The sequence below is a fragment of the Peterkaempfera podocarpi genome (genome assembly GCF_042466665.1).
Classification (GTDB): domain Bacteria; phylum Actinomycetota; class Actinomycetes; order Streptomycetales; family Streptomycetaceae; genus Peterkaempfera; species Peterkaempfera podocarpi.
In genome coordinates, this window is record NZ_CP162102.1 from 1941695 (window position 1) to 1963312 (window position 21618).

Annotated in this window: 18 protein-coding genes; 7 read left to right on the top strand and 11 right to left on the bottom strand. The window is 72.5% G+C overall.

From position 1 onward, the window contains the following. Nucleotides 1-54 precede the first annotated feature (54 nt). The 3 genes from AB0761_RS08580 to metH all read right to left on the bottom strand — a co-directional run bounded on the left by AB0761_RS08580 (nt 55) and on the right by metH (nt 6504). Nucleotides 55-1668, bottom strand: a complete 1614-nt coding sequence (locus tag AB0761_RS08580; RefSeq protein ID WP_377268367.1) for an ABC transporter substrate-binding protein — start codon at nt 1666-1668, stop codon at nt 55-57. Between the two features lie 453 nt (nt 1669-2121). Next, nucleotides 2122-2826, bottom strand: coding sequence for an HAD family hydrolase (locus tag AB0761_RS08585; RefSeq protein ID WP_377268368.1), 705 nt, complete (start codon nt 2824-2826; stop codon nt 2122-2124). Nucleotides 2827-3000: 174 nt separating this feature from the next. Next, nucleotides 3001-6504: a methionine synthase gene (gene metH / locus AB0761_RS08590; RefSeq protein ID WP_377268369.1), complete on the bottom strand. Its 3504-nt coding sequence runs from the start codon at nt 6502-6504 to the stop codon at nt 3001-3003. 176 nt (nt 6505-6680) lie between these two features. Here metH and AB0761_RS08595 point away from each other — a divergent pair, with 176 nt between their 5' ends. Both AB0761_RS08595 and AB0761_RS08600 read left to right on the top strand, forming a co-directional pair. Next, complete coding sequence (locus AB0761_RS08595) at nt 6681-7775, top strand: hypothetical protein (protein WP_377268370.1); 1095 nt, start codon at nt 6681-6683, stop codon at nt 7773-7775. 159 nt (nt 7776-7934) lie between these two features. Beyond that, nucleotides 7935-9041 (top strand): PAC2 family protein, encoded by a 1107-nt coding sequence (locus AB0761_RS08600; protein ID WP_377268371.1) that lies wholly within the window; start codon nt 7935-7937, stop codon nt 9039-9041. Between the two features lie 199 nt (nt 9042-9240). On the opposite strand, the gene mshC is transcribed toward AB0761_RS08600, so the two are convergent. From mshC to AB0761_RS08620, 4 genes are all read right to left on the bottom strand, one after another. Then, on the bottom strand, nt 9241-10470 hold the full coding sequence (gene mshC, locus AB0761_RS08605; protein WP_377268372.1) for a cysteine--1-D-myo-inosityl 2-amino-2-deoxy-alpha-D-glucopyranoside ligase: 1230 nt from the start codon (nt 10468-10470) through the stop codon (nt 9241-9243). A gap of 78 nt (nt 10471-10548) precedes the next feature. Beyond that, nucleotides 10549-11343: an SCO1664 family protein gene (locus AB0761_RS08610; RefSeq protein WP_377273975.1), complete on the bottom strand. Its 795-nt coding sequence runs from the start codon at nt 11341-11343 to the stop codon at nt 10549-10551. Nucleotides 11344-11471: 128 nt separating this feature from the next. Then, nucleotides 11472-12056, bottom strand: a complete 585-nt coding sequence (locus AB0761_RS08615) for a DUF3090 family protein (protein ID WP_377268373.1) — start codon at nt 12054-12056, stop codon at nt 11472-11474. Nucleotides 12057-12165: 109 nt separating this feature from the next. Continuing rightward, the gene (locus AB0761_RS08620) at nt 12166-12876 is read right to left on the bottom strand and encodes a histidine phosphatase family protein (RefSeq protein ID WP_377268374.1); all 711 of its coding nucleotides are present in this window, start codon (nt 12874-12876) and stop codon (nt 12166-12168) included. An 81-nt stretch (nt 12877-12957) separates the two neighbouring features. Here AB0761_RS08620 and corA point away from each other — a divergent pair, with 81 nt between their 5' ends. Together corA and AB0761_RS08630 are read left to right on the top strand one after the other, a co-directional pair. Beyond that, on the top strand, nt 12958-13953 hold the full coding sequence (gene corA / locus AB0761_RS08625; protein ID WP_377268375.1) for a magnesium/cobalt transporter CorA: 996 nt from the start codon (nt 12958-12960) through the stop codon (nt 13951-13953). A gap of 112 nt (nt 13954-14065) precedes the next feature. Beyond that, entirely contained in the window at nt 14066-14695 is a 630-nt protein-coding gene (locus AB0761_RS08630) for a hypothetical protein (RefSeq protein WP_377268376.1), read from the top strand. A 90-nt stretch (nt 14696-14785) separates the two neighbouring features. Here AB0761_RS08630 and AB0761_RS08635 read toward each other — a convergent pair whose 3' ends face one another. Continuing rightward, nucleotides 14786-15832, bottom strand: a complete 1047-nt coding sequence (locus tag AB0761_RS08635) for an LLM class F420-dependent oxidoreductase (protein WP_377268377.1) — start codon at nt 15830-15832, stop codon at nt 14786-14788. Between the two features lie 227 nt (nt 15833-16059). Between AB0761_RS08635 and AB0761_RS08640 the strand changes: the two genes are divergently transcribed. After that, nucleotides 16060-17040, top strand: a complete 981-nt coding sequence (locus tag AB0761_RS08640; protein WP_377268378.1) for an aldo/keto reductase — start codon at nt 16060-16062, stop codon at nt 17038-17040. A 55-nt stretch (nt 17041-17095) separates the two neighbouring features. Continuing rightward, on the top strand, nt 17096-19258 hold the full coding sequence (locus AB0761_RS08645; RefSeq protein WP_377268379.1) for an ATP-binding domain-containing protein: 2163 nt from the start codon (nt 17096-17098) through the stop codon (nt 19256-19258). Nucleotides 19259-19334: 76 nt separating this feature from the next. Here the strand turns inward: AB0761_RS08645 and AB0761_RS08650 are convergent, their stop codons facing one another. Further along, the gene (locus AB0761_RS08650) at nt 19335-19970 is read right to left on the bottom strand and encodes a hypothetical protein (RefSeq protein WP_377268380.1); all 636 of its coding nucleotides are present in this window, start codon (nt 19968-19970) and stop codon (nt 19335-19337) included. Nucleotides 19971-20162: 192 nt separating this feature from the next. Between AB0761_RS08650 and AB0761_RS08655 the strand changes: the two genes are divergently transcribed. Then, nucleotides 20163-20369, top strand: a complete 207-nt coding sequence (locus tag AB0761_RS08655) for a DUF5703 family protein (protein WP_055586662.1) — start codon at nt 20163-20165, stop codon at nt 20367-20369. Nucleotides 20370-20457: 88 nt separating this feature from the next. Here the strand turns inward: AB0761_RS08655 and AB0761_RS08660 are convergent, their stop codons facing one another. After that, a complete protein-coding gene (locus tag AB0761_RS08660) occupies nt 20458-21153 on the bottom strand; it encodes a chaplin (protein WP_377268381.1) in 696 nt (231 codons plus the stop codon). Nucleotides 21154-21359: 206 nt separating this feature from the next. Continuing rightward, a complete protein-coding gene (locus tag AB0761_RS08665) occupies nt 21360-21605 on the bottom strand; it encodes a chaplin (protein WP_377268382.1) in 246 nt (81 codons plus the stop codon). Between the last annotated feature and the right edge of the window lie 13 nt (nt 21606-21618).

Sequence of the window (21618 nt, forward strand, 5' to 3'; positions counted from 1 at the left end):
GGCCGGTCGCAGCGGGTGCTGCGACCGGCCCCGAGGTCTGCCGGCGGTAGGGGCTCAGCCGGTGGCGATCCGGCCGATCTCCCAGAAGCGGAAGACGCCGGTGGTGTCCACGGTGGTCTCCACGCCGCTGACGTTGTTCTTGGAGACGTAGAAGGTCTTGCTCTGCCAGAGCGGGATCAGCGGGACGCCCTGCGCCACGATGGCCTGCATGGAGGCGAAGCTGCCCATGGCCGCGGTCCGGTCGGTCATGGTGCGGCTCTGCGGCACCAGCTGGCTGCTGATCCTGGAGCTGTCCCAGCCGGTGTAGTACGCGCCGCCCTTGACCACCAGCGGCACGATGAAGTCATCCGCGTCCGGATAGTCCGGCGACCAGCCGATGGTGTACGCCTGGTAGGCGCCGCTCTGCCAGCCCTTCTTGAAGGTGTCCCAGGACGACTCGCGCTTGACCGTCACATGGAACAGCCCGCCGGTCTCCAGCTGCTGCTTGATCTGGTCGGCCTCCTTGGAGTCGACCCGGGAGCGGGACCAGGTGAGGGAGAAGTTCACCGGGGTGTGGATGCCGGCCTGCTGGAGGATCCGGCGGGCGGCGCTGACGTTGGCGTCGCCGTAGAGGTCGAAGAAGGCCGTGTTGGCGCCCAGCAGCCCCTGCGGGACCACCGAGTAGAGCGCCTCGACGGTGCGGCCGTAGCTGTCCCGGGCGAGCGCCTTGCGGTCCAGCAGCTGCGCCACCGCGCGCCGCACCGCCGGGCGGCCGACCACCGGGTCCTTGGTGTTGAACGCCATGTAGCGGGTCTCGGCGCTGTCACCGGTGACGACCTTGAAGTCGCCGGTGCCGCGCAGCGCCGCCTCCTTGTAGGCGGTGGCGTCCTTGGGGTCCAGGCTGTTGTCGGTGAAGTCGACCTGGCCGCTCTCCAGTGCGGACTTCAGCTCGGCGGGCTCACTGAAGTAGCGCAGCGTGAACTTGTTGTTGTCGAGCTTGTCGGCACCGCGGTACTCGGGGTTGGCCACCAGCCGGACGGTGCCGGGGGCGGTGCCGTCCGAGGTCTTCATGGTGTCGATGCCCTCGACCTTGTACGGGCCGGAGCCGACCATCTGGTCGTTGGGCAGCAGCTTGTCGGCCGGGTAGACCTGGTGGTCCACGATGGCGCCGGCGGCGCTGGCCAGCTTGGAGGGGAACACCGCGTCGGGCTCGGTGAGGTGGAAGACCACCTGGGAGTCGCCCTGGGCGTTCACCGACTTCAGGGTGTCGAAGAGGGCGTCGGCCGGGCCGGCCGGGTCGTGGATCTTCTTCATCCGGGTGAAGGAGAACACCACGTCCTCGACGGTCAGCGAGTGACCGTTGGAGAACTTCAGGCCGCTCTTCAGCGTGCACACATAGGTCATGGCGTCGCCGCCGGTGAAGGAGCACGACTGCGCCGCATCGGGCTGCGGGGTGGTGGCCCCTGCGGGGAAGCTCAGCAGGGTCTGATGGGTGTTGTACAGCACCAGCCAGCCTCCCGAGTCATAGGAGCCCGCCGGGTCGTAGGTGCTGGTGACGGCGGTTGTGCCCATGGTGACCTGGGCATCGGAACCGCTGCCGCTGCTGCCCCCGGACGATCCGCATCCGGCGATCGTCGAGGCGACCAGGCCGGCGCAGCCGAGCGCCGCCAGTCGTTTGACTGCAGACATCTTCTGTTCTCTTCTCCAGACCGGCGGTGAGGGCGCCGCTTGTTGCCGCACCCGCCTCCGGGGTGTGGAGGCGGGCGCGGAGCCACCGGGGGCGGACGGAACGGCACTGGCGCTGCCGCCGCCGTCCGACCCGTCCCCGGCGTCTCCGCATCCGCTTCGGCAGGGTGCGCCGGGCGGGAAGTCCGCAACCCGTGGCCGGCCACGGGTGGGTGCGTGTCCGGGATCCGGCCTCCGGGTTGGAGGTGGCGGTCCGTCAGAGGCCGTGCGAGGGGAGCCTGCCGAGGACCGCGCGGGAGTTCGATCGGGTGTAGCGTGCCACATCGATGGCACGCGCGTAGAAACCCGGGTCCCGTCAGGGCAGGCGGCAGCGGCGGAACGGCCGCTGTGACAGATCCGACTTGGTGGCGAATGTCCGGCTTTACGGCCGGGCCGACCGGCGTCGAGTAACGAGCGTCACACTCGCGCGGGCACCAGGCTGCGCAGCAGCGCCAGGTCGACCTGTTCCAGGGAGGCCACCACCGTACGGCCCGGTGCCTCCTCGATGACGGCCACCGACGGCACGGCGAGCACCGTGCAGCCCGCGGCCTCGGCCGACCGCACTCCGGTGGGCGAGTCCTCGACCACCACACAGCGGGCCGGCTCGGCGCCGAGCCGCGCGGCGGCGACCAGATAGGGGTCGGGGTGCGGCTTGGTGCGGGTGACCTCGTCGCCCGCGACCGAGAAGGCGAAGTTCTCCGCACCGAGGCTGTGCATCACCAGGTCGATGTCGCGGCGGTGGGAGGCCGAGACCAGGGCGGCCGGGACACCCTGTGCGGAGAGCTCCGCAAGCAGCCGCCGGGCGCCCGGCATCAGCGGCACCCCGGCACCCAGCAGCTCGGTGAACCGCTGGTTGATGCCGACGGAGAGCTCGGCCGCGGTGATGGGCGCCCCGGTGACGTCGATCAGATAGTCCACCACGCGGGACATTGGCCCGCCGACCACCATGGACCGGTGGGACTCGTCCAGCGGGTGGCCGAGCTCGGCCAGCAGCGAGCTCTCGGCCCGCCACCAGAAGTCCTCGGTGTCCACCAGGGTGCCGTCCATGTCGAGCAGCACCGCTTGGAGCCCGGAGCTGCCGGACTCTGCGGGGGAGGTGGGGGCGGCGGAGGTGGTGGTCACGGGCGAATGCCCCTTCCGGTGGCTGCGGTCGGGGTCGGCCGCCCGGGGCGGGCGGTCGGCCACGAGTGGACGATTACGGGCAAAGGGCCACCCAGGTTACGCGTGTCCCGGCCACATCGGGTGACCGGGACACGGCGAAGGCGTTGCCCGTAGGTCAACAACCCGGCATCCGGCTCAACGCGCGTTGAAGTACTTGGCCTCCGGGTGGTGGATCACGATGGCGTCGGTGGACTGCTCGGGGTGCAGCTGGAACTCCTCGGAGAGCTCCACCCCGATCCGCTCCGGCCGCAGCAGGTCCGCGATCTTGGCGCGGTCCTCCAGCTCCGGGCAGGCCCCGTAGCCCAGCGAGAAGCGCGCGCCCCGGTACTTCAGCGCGAACATGTCCTGCACGTCGTCCGGGTCCTCCCCGGCGAAGCCGAGCTCCGAGCGGACCCTGGCGTGCCAGTACTCCGCCAGTGCCTCGGCCAGCTGCACGGACAGACCGTGCAGCTCCAGGTAGTCGCGGTAGGAGTCGGAGGCGAAGAGCTCATTGGCCGCCCTGGAGATCCGGCTGCCCATGGTGACCACCTGGAAGCCGACGACATCCCGCTCCCCGGACTCCTCCGGGCGGAAGAAGTCCGCCAGGCAGAGCCGCCGGCCCCGCCGCTGGCGGGGGAAGGTGAAACGGGTCCGCTCGGTGCCGTCCTCGCGGAGGACCACCAGGTCGTCGCCCTTGGAGACGGCCGGGTAGTAGCCGTAGACCACCGCGGCCTCCAGCAGGCCGTCGGTCTGCAGCCGGTCCAGCCACATCCGCAGCCGGGGGCGGCCCTCGGTCTCCACCAGTTCCTCGTAGCCCGGTCCGTCCCCGGTACGGGACGCCTTCAGGCCCCACTGGCCCTTGAACAGGGCGTCCTCGTCCAGCCAGGAGGCGTAGTCGGCGAGCGGGATCCCCTTGACGATCCGGTCGCCCCAGAAGGGCGGGGTCGGGACGGGGTTGTCGGTCGCCACATCGGAGCGCACCGAACCCAGGTTCTCCTCCGGCTCCTCGATCTGCGGGCGGACCGGCACCCGCCGCTGCCGAAGCTCCGGAAGGACCGCGCCGGGCACCCCGCGCTTCACTCCGATCAGGGCGTCCATCAGCCGCAGGCCCTCGAAGGCGTCGCGGGCGTAGCGCACCTCGCCCTCGTAGATCTCGTGCAGATCCTGCTCCACATAGGCGCGGGTGAGCGCGGCGCCGCCGAGGATGACCGGCCAGCGGGCGGCCAGACCACGCTGGTTGAGCTCCTGGAGGTTCTCCTTCATCACCACCGTGGACTTCACCAGCAGGCCCGACATTCCGATCACATCGGCGTCGTGCTCGCCGGCGGCCTCCAGAATGGCCGAGACGGGCTGCTTGATGCCCAGGTTGACCACGTTGTAGCCGTTGTTGGAGAGGATGATGTCGACCAGGTTCTTGCCGATGTCATGGACGTCGCCCTTGACGGTGGCCAGCACGATGGTGCCCTTGCCCTGGCTGTCGGTCTTCTCCATGTGCGGTTCCAGGTAGGCGACCGCGTTCTTCATCACCTCGGCGGACTGCAGCACGAACGGCAGCTGCATCTGGCCGGAGCCGAAGAGCTCACCGACCGTCTTCATGCCCTCCAGCAGCGTCTCATTGATGATCTCCAGTGCCGGGCGGAGGGACAGCGCCTCCTCCAGGTCGGCCTCCAGGCCGTTGCGCTCACCGTCCACGATCCGCGCCTGGAGCCGCTCGTCCAGCGGCAGTGCCGCCAGCTCCTCGGCCTTGCCGGCCTTCACGGACCTGGTGTCCACGCCCTCGAAGAGCTCCAGGAAGCGCTGCAGCGGGTCATAGCCCTCCCGGCGGCGGTCGTAGACCATGTCCAGGGCGACCTCGCGCTGCTCCTCGGGGATCCTGGCCATCGGCAGGATCTTGGAGGCGTGCACGATCGCCGAGTCCAGGCCCGCCTCCACGCACTCGTGCAGAAAGACCGAGTTGAGGACCATCCGGGCGGCCGGGTTGAGGCCGAAGGAGATGTTGGACAGGCCGAGGGTGGTCTGCACGGCCGGGTGGCGGCGCTTGAGCTCGCGGATCGCCTCGATGGTCTCCACCGCGTCCCGCCGGGACTCCTCCTGGCCGGTGGCGATGGTGAAGGTGAGGCAGTCGACGATGATGTCCGACTCGGCGATGCCGTAGTCCGCCGTCAGCTCGGCGATCAGCCGCTCGGCCACCGCCACCTTGTGGTCGGCGGTACGGGCCTGGCCCTCCTCGTCGATGGTCAGCGCCACCACCGCGGCGCCGTGCTCGCGGGCGAGGCCGGAGACCCGGGCGAAGCGGGAGTCGGGGGCGTCTCCGTCCTCGTAGTTCACCGAGTTGAGCACCGCCCGGCCGCCCAGCATCTCCAGACCCGCCCGGAGCACCTCCACCTCGGTGGAGTCCAGCACGATGGGCAGTGTGGAGGCGGTCGCCAGCCGGCCGGCGATCTCCCGCATGTCGGCGACGCCGTCGCGGCCGACGTAGTCCACGCACAGGTCCAGCAGGTGCGAGCCGTCACGGATCTGCTCGCGGGCGATCTCCACACAAGCCTGCCAGTCCTCCGCCAGCATGGCCTCGCGGAACTTCTTGGACCCGTTGGCGTTGGTCCGCTCGCCGATCGCGAGATAGGAGGTGTCCTGCCGGAACGGCACGGACTGGTAGAGCGAGGCGGCCGCAGGCTCCGGACGCGGGTCGCGCGGGGCCACCTCCCGGCCGCGCACCCGCTCGACCAGCTGCCGCAGGTGCTCGGGCGTGGTGCCGCAGCAGCCGCCGACCAGGGAGAGCCCGAACTCCCGGGTGAAGACCTCCTGGGCGTCGGCCAGACCCTTGGGGTCGAGCGGGAAGTGCGCGCCGTCCTTGCCCAGCACCGGCAGGCCCGCGTTGGGCATGCAGGACAGGCCGATCCGGGCATTCTTGGCCAGATAACGCAGATGCTCGCTCATCTCGGCCGGACCGGTGGAGCAGTTCAGGCCGATGAGGTCGATGCCCAGCGGCTCCAGGGCCGTCAGCGCGGCGCCGATCTCGGAGCCCAGCAGCATGGTGCCCGTGGTCTCCACCGCCACCTGCGCGAAGACCGGCAGGTCGAGACCGGCCTCGGCCATCGCCTGCTTGGCGCCGAGCACCGCCGCCTTGACCTGGAGCAGGTCCTGGGAGGTCTCCACCAGGAGCGCGTCGGCCCCGCCCGCGATCAGGCCCGCGGCGTTCTCCCGGAACCCGTCACGCAGCGCGGCGTATCCGATGTGGCCCAGCGTCGGCAGCTTGGTGCCCGGACCGATGGAGCCCAGCACCCAGCGCGGCCGGTCGGGGGTGGAGTGGCGGTCGGCGGCCTCCCGGGCCATCCGGGCGCCCGCCTCGGAGAGCTCGAAGATGCGGTCGGCGATCTCGTACTCCCCCAGCGCGCTGAGGTTGGCGCCGAAGGTGTTGGTCTCGACGCAGTCCACGCCGACCTCGAGGTAGGCCTCGTGCACGGAGCGCACGATGTCGGGGCGCGAGACATTGAGGACCTCGTTGCAGCCCTCGTGGCCCTGGAAGTCGTCCAGCGTCGGGTCGTGCGACTGGAGCATCGTGCCCATCGCCCCGTCGGCCACCACGACTCGGGTGGCGAGGGCCTCGCGCAGAGCGTCGGCCCTGCTCTGGTGGGCTGCGGACGGGACGGCAGTGACCATGTCGGTGCTCCCTGGGTGCGACGGCTGTCGGCTATGCGGGGCCCGTCTGCTCCGGGCCGCACCCGGCCAGGGTATCCGGCGCACGGCGGGCCGACCGAGGCGTTCCGTATCGTGGGCGGCTTCGGGCCACCCGCCTCGGGCCGCCCGAAGGGGTGGAGCGGGAGGGGAGCGGACGGATGGGGATGGTGCGAACGGGTGTCAGGGGCGCGCTGGGAGCCCCCCGGCGGGCCTGGCGGTGGTGGTGGCGGCTGCCCCGGCTGCGGCGGGCAGCGGTGGCCGTGCTGACGGTGCTGTGCCTGCTGCTGACCCCGGTCGCCGCGGCGGCGGTGGCGTTGCGGCTGGCGGACGCCGGGCAGCCGCGGGACGACGCCAGGACCCGCGGCCGGGACGCCCTGTGGCTCGGCCACGCCTGGGTGGACGGCCGCAAGGGGCCCTCCGACGTGGCGGCCCTGGCCGCCTCGCTGCGCACCACCGGCATCCGCGACCTCTATGTGCACACGGGGCCGCTGGAGAGCGACGGCACCCTGCACAGCGACCTCTATCCGCGGGCGGCCTGGCTGGTGGCCGCGCTGCACTCGGCGGCGCCCGCGGTACGGGTACAGGCCTGGCTGGGCAATGTGGTGGCTCCCGAGCACCCGGAGGGGCTGCATCTGGACCGGCCCGCGGTGCGGGCGGCGATCGCCGCCTCCGCGCAGCAGGTGCTGGCGGCGGGCTTCGCCGGGGTGCACTTCGACCTGGAGCCCGTACAGTCCGGCGACGCGGGGTTCCTGGACGTGCTGGACCGCACCAGGGCGGCGCTCTCCGCGCACGGGGCGCTGCTGTCGGTGTCCGCGCCGCAGCTGGATCCGCTGCCGTCGCTGCACTCGGTGGGCCGGGCCCTGGCGGGGCATCCCAAGTGGTGGTCCCAGGCGTACTTCGGGCAGGTCGCCCGGCGGGTCGACCAGGTCGCGGTGATGTCCTACGACACCGGCACCCCGCTGCCCTCGCTCTACGGCGGCTATGTGGCGCAGCAGACGTCGCTGGCGCTGGAGGTGGTGCCGGACGGCGTCGATCTGCTGATGGGGCTGCCGGCCTACTACGAGAACGACCACACCCACTGGGGCAGCGCCGAGACGGTCGCGGCGGCGGTGCGCGGGGTGCGGCTGGGGCTGGGGCGTACCCAGCCGGGCCGGGAGCGCTTCGGGGTGGCCCTCTATGTCGACTATGCCGCGACGCCGAAGGACTGGGCCGACTACCGCGAGGGGTGGGTCCGGCCGCAGCGGGCAAGGTGAGGGAGGCGGCTGCATCTTTGCCCGTAGGCTGGGCAAGTACGGTCCGTGGAGCGAGACGTTCCACGGATGTCCACAGTCGGCAGCCGGTCCGGGGAGACCGCCGGCCGGCCCCCTGGGGGCCGGGCGGGTCCCCGCGGAGCGGCCGGAGGGAGGCGCTGGGTGATCGAGCTCGAGGATGTGCCCGAGCTCATCGACCCGGTCATGGTGGCCGCGTTCGAGGGCTGGAACGACGCCGGGGACGCCGCTTCCGCGGCGGTGGAGCACCTGGACCAGGCGTGGGGCGGCAAGGTGTTCGCCGCTCTGGACGCCGAGGACTACTACGACTTCCAGGTCAACCGTCCGACGGTGTGGATGGACGGCTCGGTGCGGCGCATCACCTGGCCGACGACCCGGCTGTCGGTGGTCCGGGTGACCGAGCCCAGGCCGCGGGACCTGGTGCTGGTGCGGGGTATCGAGCCGAGCATGCGCTGGCGGTCGTTCTGCAATGAGCTGCTGGGCTTCGCCCATGAGCTGGGTGTGGAGATGGTGGTGGTGCTGGGGGCGCTCCTCGGGGACACCCCGCACACCCGCCCGGTCCCGGTCAGCGGTGTGACCTCCGACCCGGACCTGGCCCGCAGGCTGGACCTGGAGGAGAGCCGCTACGAGGGCCCCACGGGCATCGTGGGCGTGCTCCAGGAGGCGTGTGCGCACGCCGGGGTGCCGGCGGTGACCTTCTGGGCCGCGGTGCCGCACTATGTGGCGCAGCCGCCGAACCCCAAGGCCACCCTGGCGCTGCTGAACAAGGTCGAGGACCTGCTGGACCTGCGGATCCCGCTGGGCGATCTGCCGGAGGACTCCAGGGCCTGGCAGATCGGGGTGGACCAGCTGGCCGCCGAGGACAGCGAGGTCGCGGAGTACGTGCAGCAGCTGGAGGAGGCCCGGGACACCGCGGAGCTGCCGGAGGCGTCCGGTGACGCCATCGCCCGCGAGTTCGAGCGCTATCTGCGGCGCCGGGACAAGGGGTCCGCGGAGCCCGGGGAGGGGCATGACGTGGGCCGGCCGGGCCAGTTCCGGCGGGAGGAGTCCAAGGCGTCGGAGCGGCCCTCGGCCTTCGAGCGGCCCGGGGGTGACCGGCCGGCGCCGGAGGAGCCCGGGGAGCCGGGTGCGCCCGGCGGCGAGCCGCAGGACGGGCAGGACAAGCAGGACGGGGACGACGGCGGGGACGCCTCGGGGCCGCGTCCCTCCGGCCCTGCCGACCGGGGTGACCGGGGCGGCGACGGGCGGTAGCCGCTGCGGTGCCCACGACAGCACGATGGCCGGGATCCTCAACGGATCCCGGCCATCGCCGTTCGACCGATCGATGACCGGCGTCGGGCAGCCGCCGGCCATCGATCACCACCAGTGGACTAGACCAAGCATGGTCCTGTCAAGGTCTAGACCAACTCGGCATCCGACGTCACAGCGCCACTGACGGACCGTCAGCGCCTCACAGCGCCACGCCCAGCAGTGCATCGACGGTACGGGAGACCAGTCCCGGGGCGCCGGTGTCCTCGCCGCCCTCGGCCTCCTGGCGCTCGGCCCAGCGGTCGACCGCCGCCAGCGCCCGGGGTGCGTCCAGATCGTCGCTGATCGCCTCGCGGACCTCCGCCAGCAGCACCTGCGCGTCCGGTCCGTCCGGCCGGGAGACCGCGGCACGCCAGCGGCCGAGGCGCGCCACGGCCTCGTCCAGCACCGAGTCGGTCCACTCCCAGTCGGAGCGGTAGTGGTGGGCGAGCAGGGCCAGCCGGATCGCCGCCGGGTCCACCCCGTCGCGGCGCAGCCGGGAGACAAAGACCAGGTTGCCCTTGGACTTGGACATCTTCTCGCCGTCCAGCGCCACCATGCCGGCGTGCACATAGGCCTCGGCGTAGGGGTGGCTGCCGGTCACGACCTGGGCGTGCGAGGCGCCCATCTCATGGTGCGGGAAGGCCAGGTCGCTGCCGCCGCCCTGGATGTCGAACGACATCCCCAGGTACTCCAGCGCGATGGCCACACACTCGATGTGCCACCCGGGACGTCCCTGCCCCAGGGCGGTCTCCCAGGAGGGCTCGCCCGGACGGGCCGCCATCCACAGCAGCGCGTCCAGCCGGTGCTTCTTCCCCGGGCGGTCGGGGTCGCCGCCGCGCTCGCCGAAGACCGGCAGCATCTCGTCCTGGGAGAGGTGCGAGACCTCACCGAAGCGCGGGTCGGACTCCACCGAGAAGTAGATGTCCCCGTCGAGCTCATAGGCGGCGCCGCTCTCCAGCAGGCGCTGCACCAGCGGGACTATCCACGGGATGGACTCCACCGCCCCGACGTAGTGCGCGGGCGGCAGCATCCGCAGCGCCGACATGTCCTCGCGGAACAGGGCGGTCTCCCGCTCGGCGAGTTCGGTCCAGTCGACGCCGGTCTCCTGGGCGCGCACCAGCAGCGGGTCGTCCACGTCGGTGACGTTCTGGACGTAGAGCACATCGTGCCCGGCGTCCCGCCACACCCGCTGGACCAGGTCGAAGGCGTTGTAGGTGGCCGCATGGCCCATATGGGTGGCGTCGTAGGGGGTGATGCCGCACACATAGAGGCGGGCCGTGGGGCCCGCGGGGGTGATCTCCCGGGTGCGGCCTGCGGCGGTGTCGTGGATGCGCAGGGGGTTCCCCTGACCGGGGAGCGCGGGGACGTCTGAGGCGGGCCAAGCATGCATGCTCAAAACTTTAACCGGACAATCATTTCAACGGCTAACGGGCTTCCGGCCAGACCCGGGACCGCACACGGACAAGCCCTAGATCGGCGGCCAGGGCACGGCCGGCCAGTCGCCGCCCGGCTCCGGGTGCCTGCCTCCGTCCAGCAGCGCCGCCACCCGCTGCCGGGTCGCGGCGATCTCTGCGGCGGTCAGCAGCGGCCGCAGCCGCTCCCCGAGCGCGCCTGCCAGGTCCGCGCCGAGCTTGCGCAGCACCTCCAGCGCCTCCTCCGGCAGCGGCTCCCCCGCCCAGCCCCAGAGCAGGGTGCGCAGCTTGCCGGGGACGGCGAAGGTCACCCCGTGGTCGATGCCGTAGAGCCGGCCGTCGACGGCGGGCAGCAGATGGCCGCCCTTGCGGTCCGCGTTGTTGAGGACGGCGTCCAGCACGGCCAGCCGCCGCAGCCGGGGGTCGTCGGCGTGCACCAGCAGCGCGGTCCGGCCGCCACCGACGTCCGCGCGGCCGATGGGCAGCCAGCCGGGCTCGGCGTCCTCCGCGTCCTGCAGGGCCAGCAGCTGCACCTGGGGGTCGGGCTCCACCCACAGCTGCACCATGCCCTCACCGACGGGACCGTCGCGCAGCACCGTCGGCGGGATCAGCCCCCAGCCGGCCGCTGCGGCGACCTCGTAGGCGGCCACCTCACGGCCCGCCAGGGTGCCGTCGGGGAAGTCCCACAGCGGACGCTCACCGTCCACCGGCTTGTACACGCACACGGCCTCCAGGCCGTCCAGCGCCGCGGTGCAGTACAGCACCGTGTTGGAGGCGTCGCCGAGCCGGCCGTGCACCGTGAGATCCCCGGCCCGCAGCAGGGCCAGGGCGGTCTGCGGGTCGGCGGCCAGGGCCGCCGAGGCGCCGGGGTCGGCCTCCGGCGGCGCGGCCTCGGACCGCTGCGGCGCGGCCTCGGACCGCTGCGGCGCGGCCTCGGACTGCTGCGGGTCGGTCGGTTCGGGAGTCGGGTCGGAGGCGTTCAGCGCCGGTATCCGTTCGCGCGGGGGCAGATGTGCCCCTCCGGGTCGAGCGGCAGGCTGCAGAACGGGCACGGCGGACGGCCCGCGGCCACCAGGTCCAGCGCGCGCTTGGCGAAGACCCGGGCCATGGCCCCGGAGATCCGTACCCGCAGCAGCGGCGGGCCGTTCTCCTCGTCGTCGATCAGCTCGTCGTCCGCGTCCGCGTCCGCCTCGTCGTCCTCGGGGTCCGACTCCACCAGCGCCTGCGCCTCGACGACCACGCACTCCTCGCTGCCGTCCCAGGCCAGGGCCATGGTGCCGACCCGGAACTCCTCCACCAGCGGGAGGTCCAGCGGTGCCACATCGATCAGGTCGGAGGGCGCCACCGCGGGCACCGGAGCGGAACCGCCGCTGCGCCGCAGCACCTCGTCCAGCAACTCGTCGACCCGCTCGGCCAGCGCCGCCACCTGCGTCTTCTCCAGCAACACGCTGGTGGTCCGGCCGCCGCCGGTGGCCTGCAGGAAGAAGGCGCGGTCGCCCGGCTCGCCGACCGTACCGGCCACGAACCGCTCTGGTTGGTCGTAGAAGAACACCTGACGGGGCACGCGCTGCTCCGATACTTCGCCTCTGCTGACGTCGTGGTCCGCCTCTCACCCTACCCAGGTGCGCAGGGGCGGGCGCAGCGGAGGGCCGTCCTTGATCGCCGGCCGCGGGTCAGGCGCCGGTGGCGCCGCCGACCACCGCGTCCGACTGCTGCCGGGCGTCGTCGTCGGACGGCGTGGGCCGCGGGGCGAGCGAGGAGAGGTCCCCGGTGTCGCCCAGCCGCAGCAGGAAGGGCCGCAGCGGGGTGTAGCGGATGGCGGTGACCGAGGCGGGGTCGGCGGAGATCCGCTGGAAGAGGTCCAGATGCAGGCCGAGCGCATCGGCCACCACGGCCTTGATGATGTCGCCGTGCGCGCACGCCAGCCAGACCGCGTCGGGGCCGTGCTCCTCGGCCACCCGTGCGTCCCACTCGCGTACGGCCTCCACCGCCCGGCGGCTCATCTCGGCCAGCGCCTCGCCCTCCGGGCCGGGGAAGACCGCCGCGGAGGGATGGTCCTGCACGGTGCGCCACAGCGGCTCCTTGGCCAGCTCGGCCAGCGGACGGCCGGTCCAGTCGCCGTAGCGGCACTCCCCAATGCGCTCGTCCAGATCGAGGCCGCCCAGCTCTGGCCGGGTGGCCAGCAGCGGCTGGACGGTCTGCCGGCAGCGGTCCAGCGGGCTGCTGACCACCCGGACGAGCGGCACTACGGCCAGCCGTGCCGCCAGCGCGGCGGCCTGCTCACGGCCCTCGTCGTCGAGATCGACACCCGGGCTCCAGCCGGCCAGGACACCGGAGGAGTTGGCAGTCGAGCGGCCGTGGCGGACGAGCAGCAGGGTCGGCATACGGCCAGCCTAGACGGGCCCCGGACGCACCGGGCCGCCCCGGTGTCGTTTGGCGTAGCCCTCGGCGGCGAGAATCCTCACGTGATCGTGGACTGCGCCATCTACCGCAACGGCATCCGGACCGCCGGCCCCGAGGACTTCTCGGACGCGCTCGACGAGGCCAGGAAGGCGGAGAACGCCTTTGTCTGGATCGGCCTGCACGAGCCGACCGAGCGGGAATTCGCCCTGGTCACCGAGGAGTTCGGGCTGCATCCGCTGGCCGTCGAGGACGCCGTCAGCGCCCATCAGCGGCCCAAGCTGGAGGCCTATGACGACTCGCTCTTCGTGGTGCTGAAGACGGTCACCTACAACGACGACCAGGACACCGTGCACACCGGTGAGCTGATGCTCTTCCTCGGCGACGCCTTTGTGGTGACGGTGCGCCACGGGGAGGGCATCCCGCTGGCCAAGGTGCGCAAACGGCTGGAGCAGCAGCCCGACGTGCTGCGGCACGGTCCCAGCTCGGTGCTGTACGCGCTCTGCGACGAGGTGGTGGACGCCTACATCGACATCGCCGCCGAGCTCCAGGCGGACCTGGAGGAGCTGGAGGCCGCGGTCTTCTCGCCGCAGTCCACCCGCTCGGCCCAGGGCACCGGATCCTTCGCGGAGCGGATCTACGGCTTCAAGCGGCAGGTCATGGAGTTCCGCCGGGCCACCGCACCGCTCCAGGAGCCGATGGAGCGACTGTCCGGCGGCGGGGTCCCGTTCGTCGCGGCCGAGAGCCGGCCGTTCTTCCGGGACGTCAGCGACCATGTGATCCGCGCCAACGAGCAGGTGGACTCGCTGGACCGGCTGCTCTCCGACATCCTCAACGCCAATCTGGCGCAGGTGAGCGTGCAGCAGAACAACGACATGCGGAAGATCTCGGCCTGGGCGGCGCTGGCCGCCGTCCCCACCATGATCGCCGGGATCTACGGCATGAACTTCACCCATATGCCGGAGCTGCGGCAGATCTGGGGATACCCGGCCGCACTGCTGCTGATGACCGCTGTGTGCGTGGTTCTCTACCGGGTCTTCAAACGCAGCGGCTGGCTCTGAATCCCGACCGCGACGGGACCGCGTGCCGAATGTGAAGATCGCTGGGTGGTTGGGTAGGTAGCTGCCGACCAGACGGTGATCCCGGCGGGACCGGGCGACGAGGCGGGTGCGCATGTTCCGAAGCGGCGGTGCCGGGCGGGCGGTGGGGCCGGGTCCTGCGGGCCCGCCGCCACCCGGGCCCGCGGGAGGCGACTGGTCACCGTACGAGCGGTTCCAGGACGCGGCCCGCTCCTACTTCATCCACGCCGATGTGGCACTGGACGCGGTCGCGGGGGTGCTCGGGCGGCGCCGGGTGCGCGGCTTCACCCTGGAACGGGTGGTGGACCTCACCGAGAGCGGGGCCTCGGTGTGGCAGGAGGCCGCGGTCTGCGACGGCAGACGGCTGATCCTCTGGCACAGCGAGGAGGTGACGGACCATGAGGCACCGGGCGGCACGGTGCTCGACTCCTCCGTCCAGGTCCTCCCGCTCGGGGCGATCGGCCATGTGGGCATGCGCACCATGGTCGGCCGCAACGAGCGCGGCGACCGGATGAACCGCGGGGTCTACCTGGTGGTCGCCACCGGCACGGTGCAGGAGCTCAGCGCCGTGCCCGGCGACGACGCCGGCTCGGCGACCGCACGCTTCCGGCCCGAGGCCTTCCGTTTCTCCAAGTCGCTCGACGACGGCGGGCCCGGCCAGATCGCCCGGCTGATCGACTTCGGCCGGCTGCTGGGCCAACTGGTCCCGGAGGGCCGCCGCTGAGCTGCGGGCACGGGGAACCGCGCGGCCCGCCCGGCGCCTTCACGGCGGGGGCGGGCGCACGGTTCCCCGGCACGCCGGGCGGGGGTCCGGTCAGGCGAGGCCGGCCAGCTCCATGGCCACCACCGCGGTCCGCAGGGTGGCGATCCGCTCCTCGAGCGTGAAACCGCCCGGGGTGAGGTTGAGCGTGGTGACACCGGCGTCCGCGAAGGCCTGCATCCGGTCGGCGATCCGCTCCCTGGGGCCGATCAGGGCCGTGGAGTCGATCAGCTCGTGCGGGACGGCGGCTGCGGCACCGGCGTAGTCCTTGGCGAGGTACCGCTCCTGGATCTCGTCGGCGGCCTGCTCGTAGCCCATCCGCCGGGCCAGCTTGTTGTAGAAGTTCTGCTCCTTGCTCCCCATGCCGCCCACATACAGGGCGGTGTACGGGCGGAAGGCGTCGGCGGCCGCCTTGACGTCGTCGGAGACCGCGATCGGCAGCGAGGGGGCCAGGTCGAAGCCCTCCAGGGTCTTGCCCGCCTTGGCGCGGCCGGCCCGCAGCGGCTCCAGGGAGACCTCGGCCTGCTCGGGCGAGAAGAAGATGCCGAGCCAGCCGTCCGCGATCTCGCCGGTCTGCTCCAGGTTCTTGGGCCCGATCGCCGCGATGTAGAGCGGGATGTGCTCGCGGACCGGGTGCACGGTGAGCTTCAGCGCCTTGCCCGGACCGCCCGGCAGCGGCAGCGTCCAGTTGGCGCCCTCGTGGACGACCCGCTCCCGCAGCATCGCCTTGCGGATGATCTCCACATACTCACGGGTGCGGGCCAGCGGCTTGTCGAACTTGACGCCGTACCAGCCCTCGGAGACCTGCGGACCGGACACCCCGAGGCCGAGCCGGAAGCGGCCGCCGGAGAGGGTGTCCAGGGTGGCCGCGGTCATCGCGGTCATGGTGGGCGTACGAGCCGGGATCTGGAAGATCGCCGAACCCACGTCGATCCGCTCGGTCTTCGCGGCGACATACGCCAGCACGGTGGCGGCGTCGGAGCCGTAGGCCTCGGCGGCCCAGCACACCGCATAGCCGAGGCGGTCCGCCTCCTGGGCGACGGCGATGTTGTCGGCGTCGTTGCCGAGGCCCCAGTAACCGAGGTTGATGCCGAGTCGCATGAGGTGCAGCCTCCGTGGTGTGGCGGGTGCGCGTGCCGGGATGCGTACGCACCGGCGGGCCGGGCGGCCCCGCCGCCTGCGAGCGTAGCCGGGCCCCGCAGGCGATGCTACCGGCGGGTAGCTGTGCACTGCGTCACTCACCGCACCCGGGCGTGGCCCGGCCCGACCACACCCTCACCTGCGGGTCTCCACTACCCGCGGCGGGTCGGCCACTACGCTTCGCGAACATGGAACAGCGACACCTCGGTCGTACCGGGCTGCGGGTCTCCCGGCTCGGCCTCGGCACCATGACGTGGGGCCGTGACACCGATGAGCACGAGGCCGCCGAGCAGCTCAAGGAGTTTCTGGACGCCGGCGGCAACCTGGTCGACACCGCGGATGTGTACGCCGACGGCGGCGCGGAGTACCTGCTCTCCCGGCTCATCGAGGACCTGGTGCCCCGCTCGGAACTGGTGATCGCCACCAAGGCGGGCAGCGTGCCCGACGCCGACCGGCGGTTCGACGCCTCCCGCGGTCATCTGCTGGCCGCACTGGACGCCTCGCTGCAGCGGCTGGGCACCGACCATGTGGACCTGTGGCAGGTCCACGCGTACGACCCGGCGACTCCGACCGAGGAGACCCTGCACGCGCTGGACCTGGCCGTCTCCTCCGGCCGCGCCCGCTATGTGGGGGTGTCCAACTTCTGCGGATGGCAGCTGGCCAAGGCCGCCACCTGGCAGCGGGCGGTGCCCGGCCGCACCCCGCTGGCCGCCGCGCAGATGGAGTACTCGCTGCTGCAGCGCAACATAGAGCGTGAGGTGCTGCCCGCCGCCCGCGACCTCGGGGTGGGGATACTCGCCTCCTCACCGCTGGGGCGCGGAGTGCTCACCGGCAAGTACCGGCACGGTGTCCCCCAGGACTCCCGGGGCGCCTCCCCGTACCTCTCCGGATTCGTCCAGCCCTATCTCGACGAGCGCGGGCGGCGGATCGTGGACGCGGTCGCCACCGCGGCCGACGGGCTGGCCAGCAGCCCGCTGAAGGTGGCGCTGGCCTGGGTGCGCGACCGGCCAGGAGTGGCCTCGGCGCTGGTCGGCGCCCGCACCGCGGCCCAGCTCAAATCGGCGCTGTCGGTGGAGGCCCTTAGTCTTCCGGAGGAGATCCGCGGTGCGCTCGACGACATCTCGGCGCCGGTCCACCGCTATCCCGACCAGGACTGGAGCGAGTTGTAGGCCGCGCGGCAGGCAACTCCTCCGCTAATCGAGGACCACGACGGGAGCGTGAGCTGTGAGCGACGAGGACACCTCCGCTCCGCAGGGACACCCCGGGCCCACCGGGCCCCGGGGCGACGGGCCGGCGGACACCGCCGGGGCGCCGGCCGCGGTCGCCGAGCGGCCGGACACCGCGCGGCTGGCCGAGGCGATCCGGGCCATGGGCCGCGGCGCCGCCGCCCCTGGCGGTGACTCCGGCGGCGACTCCGGCACTGCGGGCGGCAGCGCGGCAGCGGCGGACGACCCCGCACCCCAGGGCGACGCCCAGCGGGCGGATGCGCTGCGGGCCACCGCCGAGGTGCTGTCCGAGGGCGGCGCCCCGGCGGAACTGGCGACCGCGGCGGTGGCGTCCCTGGGCGACGGCGCCGCTGCGGCACTGCGGGAGGACCCCTGGGCGGTGCTGGCGCTGCCGAGTGTCCGTCCGGAGCAGGCCGACGGCTTCGCCCGGGGCCTGCTGGGCCAGGCCGCAGGGCCGGGCGACTCCCGGCGGGCCCAGGCGCTGGCACTCTGGCTGCTGGAGCGGGCCGCACTGCAAGGGCACACCGCGCTGGAGGTGTCCGAGGTACGAGCCGGGCTGGAGCAGCACGGCGTGCCGGATCCCGCCGAGGCGCTCGGCGGGATCGTCACCGACGGCCGGGTGATGGCGTTCCAGGAGGAGGTGACGGCCCCGGGTGCCGCCGCGGCCGACGAGGACGAGGAGCCACCCGTCAGACTGCTGCTCGCCCTGGACCGCCTCGCCCTGGCCGAGGAGAGCCTGGCCGACGGGCTGGTGCGGCTGATGTCCACCCTGGAGCCGGGCGAGGACACGCCGGAGGCGGACGGGGCGGACGCACCGCAGACGGACGCACCGCAGACGGACGCACAGCGGACCGACGACGCGGACGCACCGCAGCCGGACGGCGAGGGTGACGAGCCGACGCCCGCCGGACACCACCCCGGCCCCGCCGCCTGGGAGGCCGCCGCAACCGCGGCGCCCTCCCCGTCCGCGACCGCCCTGGTCCGGGCGGCCCGGGACGCCGGCCTGCTGCTGCACACCGGCGGTGAGGCGGCCCGTGCCGAACCCGCCGCACTGGTCGCCGCCGCCCGGTCGATGGGGCTGCGGGCCTGGGCTGCGGCCTGGACGGCCGAGGGCGCCCGGGCGCTGGACACCCTGGCCGCGGCCGGGCAGCCGACGGACGCCCCCGCGGCGGCCGAGGAGAGCGGGGAGAGCGCCCGAGCGTCCCGTCCGGGTGCCGCGGTGACCCTGGCCGGCCTGCTCTCCGGAGCCGAGGGCCCCGGGCGGGAGGGCGACGGCTCGCTGGCACTGGATCTGCTGGTGGTCTGCGACGCCCCGCTGCTGGACGTGGAGACCGCCGCGACCCTGGTGGAGTCGCTCGCCGACGGCACCCGGCTGGTCCTCAGCGGCGACCCCGCGCAGCTGTGGTCGGCCGGCCCTGGCCGGGTCTTCGCCGATCTGCTGGCCGCCCGGGCCTGCCCCGCGGTGGCGTCCCGCACTCCGGACTTCGGGCCGATCGGCGAGCTGGTCTCCGGTATCTCCGTCGGTGAGCTCCAGCAGGTGGAGGCGCCCGAGCGGGAGGTGGTGATCGTCCCCGCCAAGGACGGCGGAGAGGCCGCACACCGGGCGGTGCAGCTGATGTTGGACTCCATCCCGAGGGCGCTGGGCATCCCCGCCGACCAGGTGGTGGTGCTGACCCCCGGCCACGGTGGCAGCGCAGGCACCCGGGCACTGAACGCCGCCCTCAAGGCGCAGCTCAATCCCGGGCCCGGCCGCTTCGGCGGCTTCGACCCCGGTGACCGGGTGGTCCACTCCCCCACGCCCGGCAGCTGTCTGCCCGGCACCGTGGTCTCCGCGGACGCATCCGGGCTCCGGCTCGATCTGGACGGGCAGCCGCTGACTGTGCCCCGCGAGCAGGCGCAGCAGGTCAGGCACGGCTGGGCGCTCACCGTGCACCAGGCGGTGGGGCGGCACTGGCCGGGTGTGGTGGCAGTGCTGCCGGACGACGCCGCCGGGGCGCTCACCCGCCAGCTGGTCTACACCGCCTTCGGCCGGGCCGAGCGGCATCTCTCGGTGGTGCACGCCGCCGGGCAGGCACTGGCCCAGTCGGTCGCCGCCGTACCGGCGCGGCCGCGGACCACCCGGCTGCGCGGCATCCTGGCAGAGCAGTCCCCTCAGCCGTGAGACACCGCCGGGGTGGCCGCTCCCTGTTCCAGGGAGCGGCCACCCCGGCCGATGAGAAGGTGTCGCGGTGCCCGGCTCAGCGCTCGGGGTCGAGCACCTCCAGCTCGTCGTCATAGACCTCGCTGACGTCGAACCGGCAGATCAGCAGTTGCGGATCCGCCTCGTCGAACGGCTCGGGCAGCCACTCCCCCGGCTCGCCGGGCTCGGCCGCGGCCACCCAGAGCGTCGAGTCGCCCTCCTCAAGGCCGAACTCCTCGCACCGGGAGGCGATCTCATCCGGCTCGTACTCGCCGAAGACCACCCCGATCGCGGCGTTGAGGGTACCGCCGGCCGGCCGGGAGGCACCCGGGGCCACGGGGGCCGCGAGGGTGCTGTCGAGCCGGGTGGCCTGGCTGCGCAGCCGCTCCGGGTCGGAGATCAGATAGTCACGGCGGATCAGCACACTGATCGCCTCGGGCTCGTCGGGGCCCAGATAGGCGGCGGCGCTCTCGTCGCCGGGGACCTCGAAGGGCGTCACCTCGTCATAGGCGTCGTACAGGATCTCGTCGTAGGCGTCGGCCGCTGCAGCCAGCGCTTCATAGGCGGCGAAGACCGCCGGGTCGTTCTCCCCCGAGCGGCCCTCGACCGCGGCCAGGTGGCGGTCGATTGCTGCCTTGACCGCCTCGGCGGCGGCGCGTACCTCGGCGACAGTGGGCTGCGCTGCATCAGACATGGATCAGACGCTATCCGTACCGGGTACCGGCCTGCACTGCCGTTATCACCTGGAGCCGTGTTTTTCTGCACAACTTCGCGCGAAGCGCGGGCGGCTGTCGGCGTCGGGCCCGCCGTGAGACCCTGGAATCCGACGACTGTCGGTGAGCGTTAGTAGGCTTACCGAAGAGTGTCCAGCGGGAGGATAGCTTTGATCCCATCGAAGACGGTCCGGCAGCCGGAGTACGAGTACCAGTCGTTGCGGCTCCCCCGGGGTACGACCCGCAACGCCGCCCGCCGACTGCTCACCGAGCACGCGGAGTACGGGCACTGGGAGCTCGACCGGCTTCGGCTCTTCCCTGACGGCAGTCGCAGTGTGGTGCTCAAGCGGCGGATCATCCGCCAGGTCCGCCCCTGGTGAGCCGTCCGACAATCGAGAGCGGGAGCCCCCGAGGGGGCTCCCGCTCTGCTGTCTTCACCACTCGCCCTCAGGCGTGGGGAGAGATCCCTCAGTAGCTGCGCACCCGGCCGCGCCGGTAGAGCACCGCGCCACCCAGGATCATGCCCGCCGCGATGGTGCCGGCCAGTGCCGCATCACCGGCACCGGTGGACGCCAGTGCCTCATGGGCGTGCTGGGCCACGGTGGAACCGCCGCCGGGCGCGCTGTGGGCCGGCCCGTGCGAAGGCCGCGGCGCGTGGTGCACCGGCGGCCGGCTGGGGCGGTGGTGCACAGGCGGCAGCGTCGGGTGGTGCACCACGGGCGGCACGACCACCGCGTGCGAGGGCGCCTCGGCGTTCACACAGGTGTTGCCGAGGGCGCCGTTGCCGAGGCCGACGGCGGTGATGGAGTTGCCGCAGACGTTGACCGGCACATGGATCGGCACCTGCACCACATTGCCGCTGAGGACGCCGGGTGAACCCTGGGCGGCCCCCTCTGCATCCGCACCGCCGCCGCTCCGGGTGGCACCGCGGCCGTCACGGTCGTGGCCGTGGCCACCGGAGGCGTTGACGCAGGTGTTGCCGATGGCGGGGTTGAGCAGCCCGACCACGTTGATGGTGTTGCCGCAGAGATTCACCGGGACATCCACCGGGACCTGGACCACGTTCCCGGATCCGACACCCGGCGAGCCGGTGGCAGCGCCGTGTGCATCGGCGGACGCGTAGGCGTAACCGGCGGTCGATGCCAGCACGCTTCCGGTGGCCATGGCCGTGAGGAGAGTCCTCTTGGCTGCTTGTCGCATGGGTTCCCCTGACCTCTTCAATCCGTGTAGTTGATGTTGTGTACGAAATCTTCACCCGCGCACTGGTCAACGAGGGAAAGGCAATCGGGTTGGGCCGTTCGCACCGTTTTCACCCGGCTGGGTGAGTACGCCCCCGGAAATGGACTTCCGGGGGCGCACCGGGGTCATTCTCAGTAGTTCACGCAGGTGTTGCCGAACGCCGGGTTCAGCAGCCCGATCACGTTGATGGTGTTGCCGCAGAGGTTGACCGGCACGTGCACCGGAACCTGGATCACATTGCCGGACAGCACGCCCGGCGAACCCACGGCCGCCCCCTCGGCGACCGCGCCGCCCCCAGTGGCGCACGCCGCACCTGCACCGGCCAGCACCAGACCGCCGGTGGCAGCGACGACAGCGGCAATCTTCTTGGCCTTCATGGGTTTCCCTCCT

Coding starts and splice junctions, on each gene's coding strand:
- AB0761_RS08650 (WP_377268380.1), bottom strand. CDS start 19,970: ATGTCTGATGCAGCGCAGCCCACTGTCGCCGAGGTACGCGCCGCCGCC.
- metH (WP_377268369.1), bottom strand. CDS start 6,504: ATGGTCACTGCCGTCCCGTCCGCAGCCCACCAGAGCAGGGCCGACGCT.
- AB0761_RS08640 (WP_377268378.1), top strand. CDS start 16,060: ATGGAACAGCGACACCTCGGTCGTACCGGGCTGCGGGTCTCCCGGCTC.
- AB0761_RS08620 (WP_377268374.1), bottom strand. CDS start 12,876: ATGCCGACCCTGCTGCTCGTCCGCCACGGCCGCTCGACTGCCAACTCC.
- AB0761_RS08660 (WP_377268381.1), bottom strand. CDS start 21,153: ATGGCCACCGGAAGCGTGCTGGCATCGACCGCCGGTTACGCCTACGCG.
- AB0761_RS08580 (WP_377268367.1), bottom strand. CDS start 1,668: ATGTCTGCAGTCAAACGACTGGCGGCGCTCGGCTGCGCCGGCCTGGTC.
- AB0761_RS08630 (WP_377268376.1), top strand. CDS start 14,066: ATGTTCCGAAGCGGCGGTGCCGGGCGGGCGGTGGGGCCGGGTCCTGCG.
- AB0761_RS08635 (WP_377268377.1), bottom strand. CDS start 15,832: ATGCGACTCGGCATCAACCTCGGTTACTGGGGCCTCGGCAACGACGCC.
- AB0761_RS08595 (WP_377268370.1), top strand. CDS start 6,681: ATGGGGATGGTGCGAACGGGTGTCAGGGGCGCGCTGGGAGCCCCCCGG.
- AB0761_RS08665 (WP_377268382.1), bottom strand. CDS start 21,605: ATGAAGGCCAAGAAGATTGCCGCTGTCGTCGCTGCCACCGGCGGTCTG.
- mshC (WP_377268372.1), bottom strand. CDS start 10,470: ATGCATGCTTGGCCCGCCTCAGACGTCCCCGCGCTCCCCGGTCAGGGG.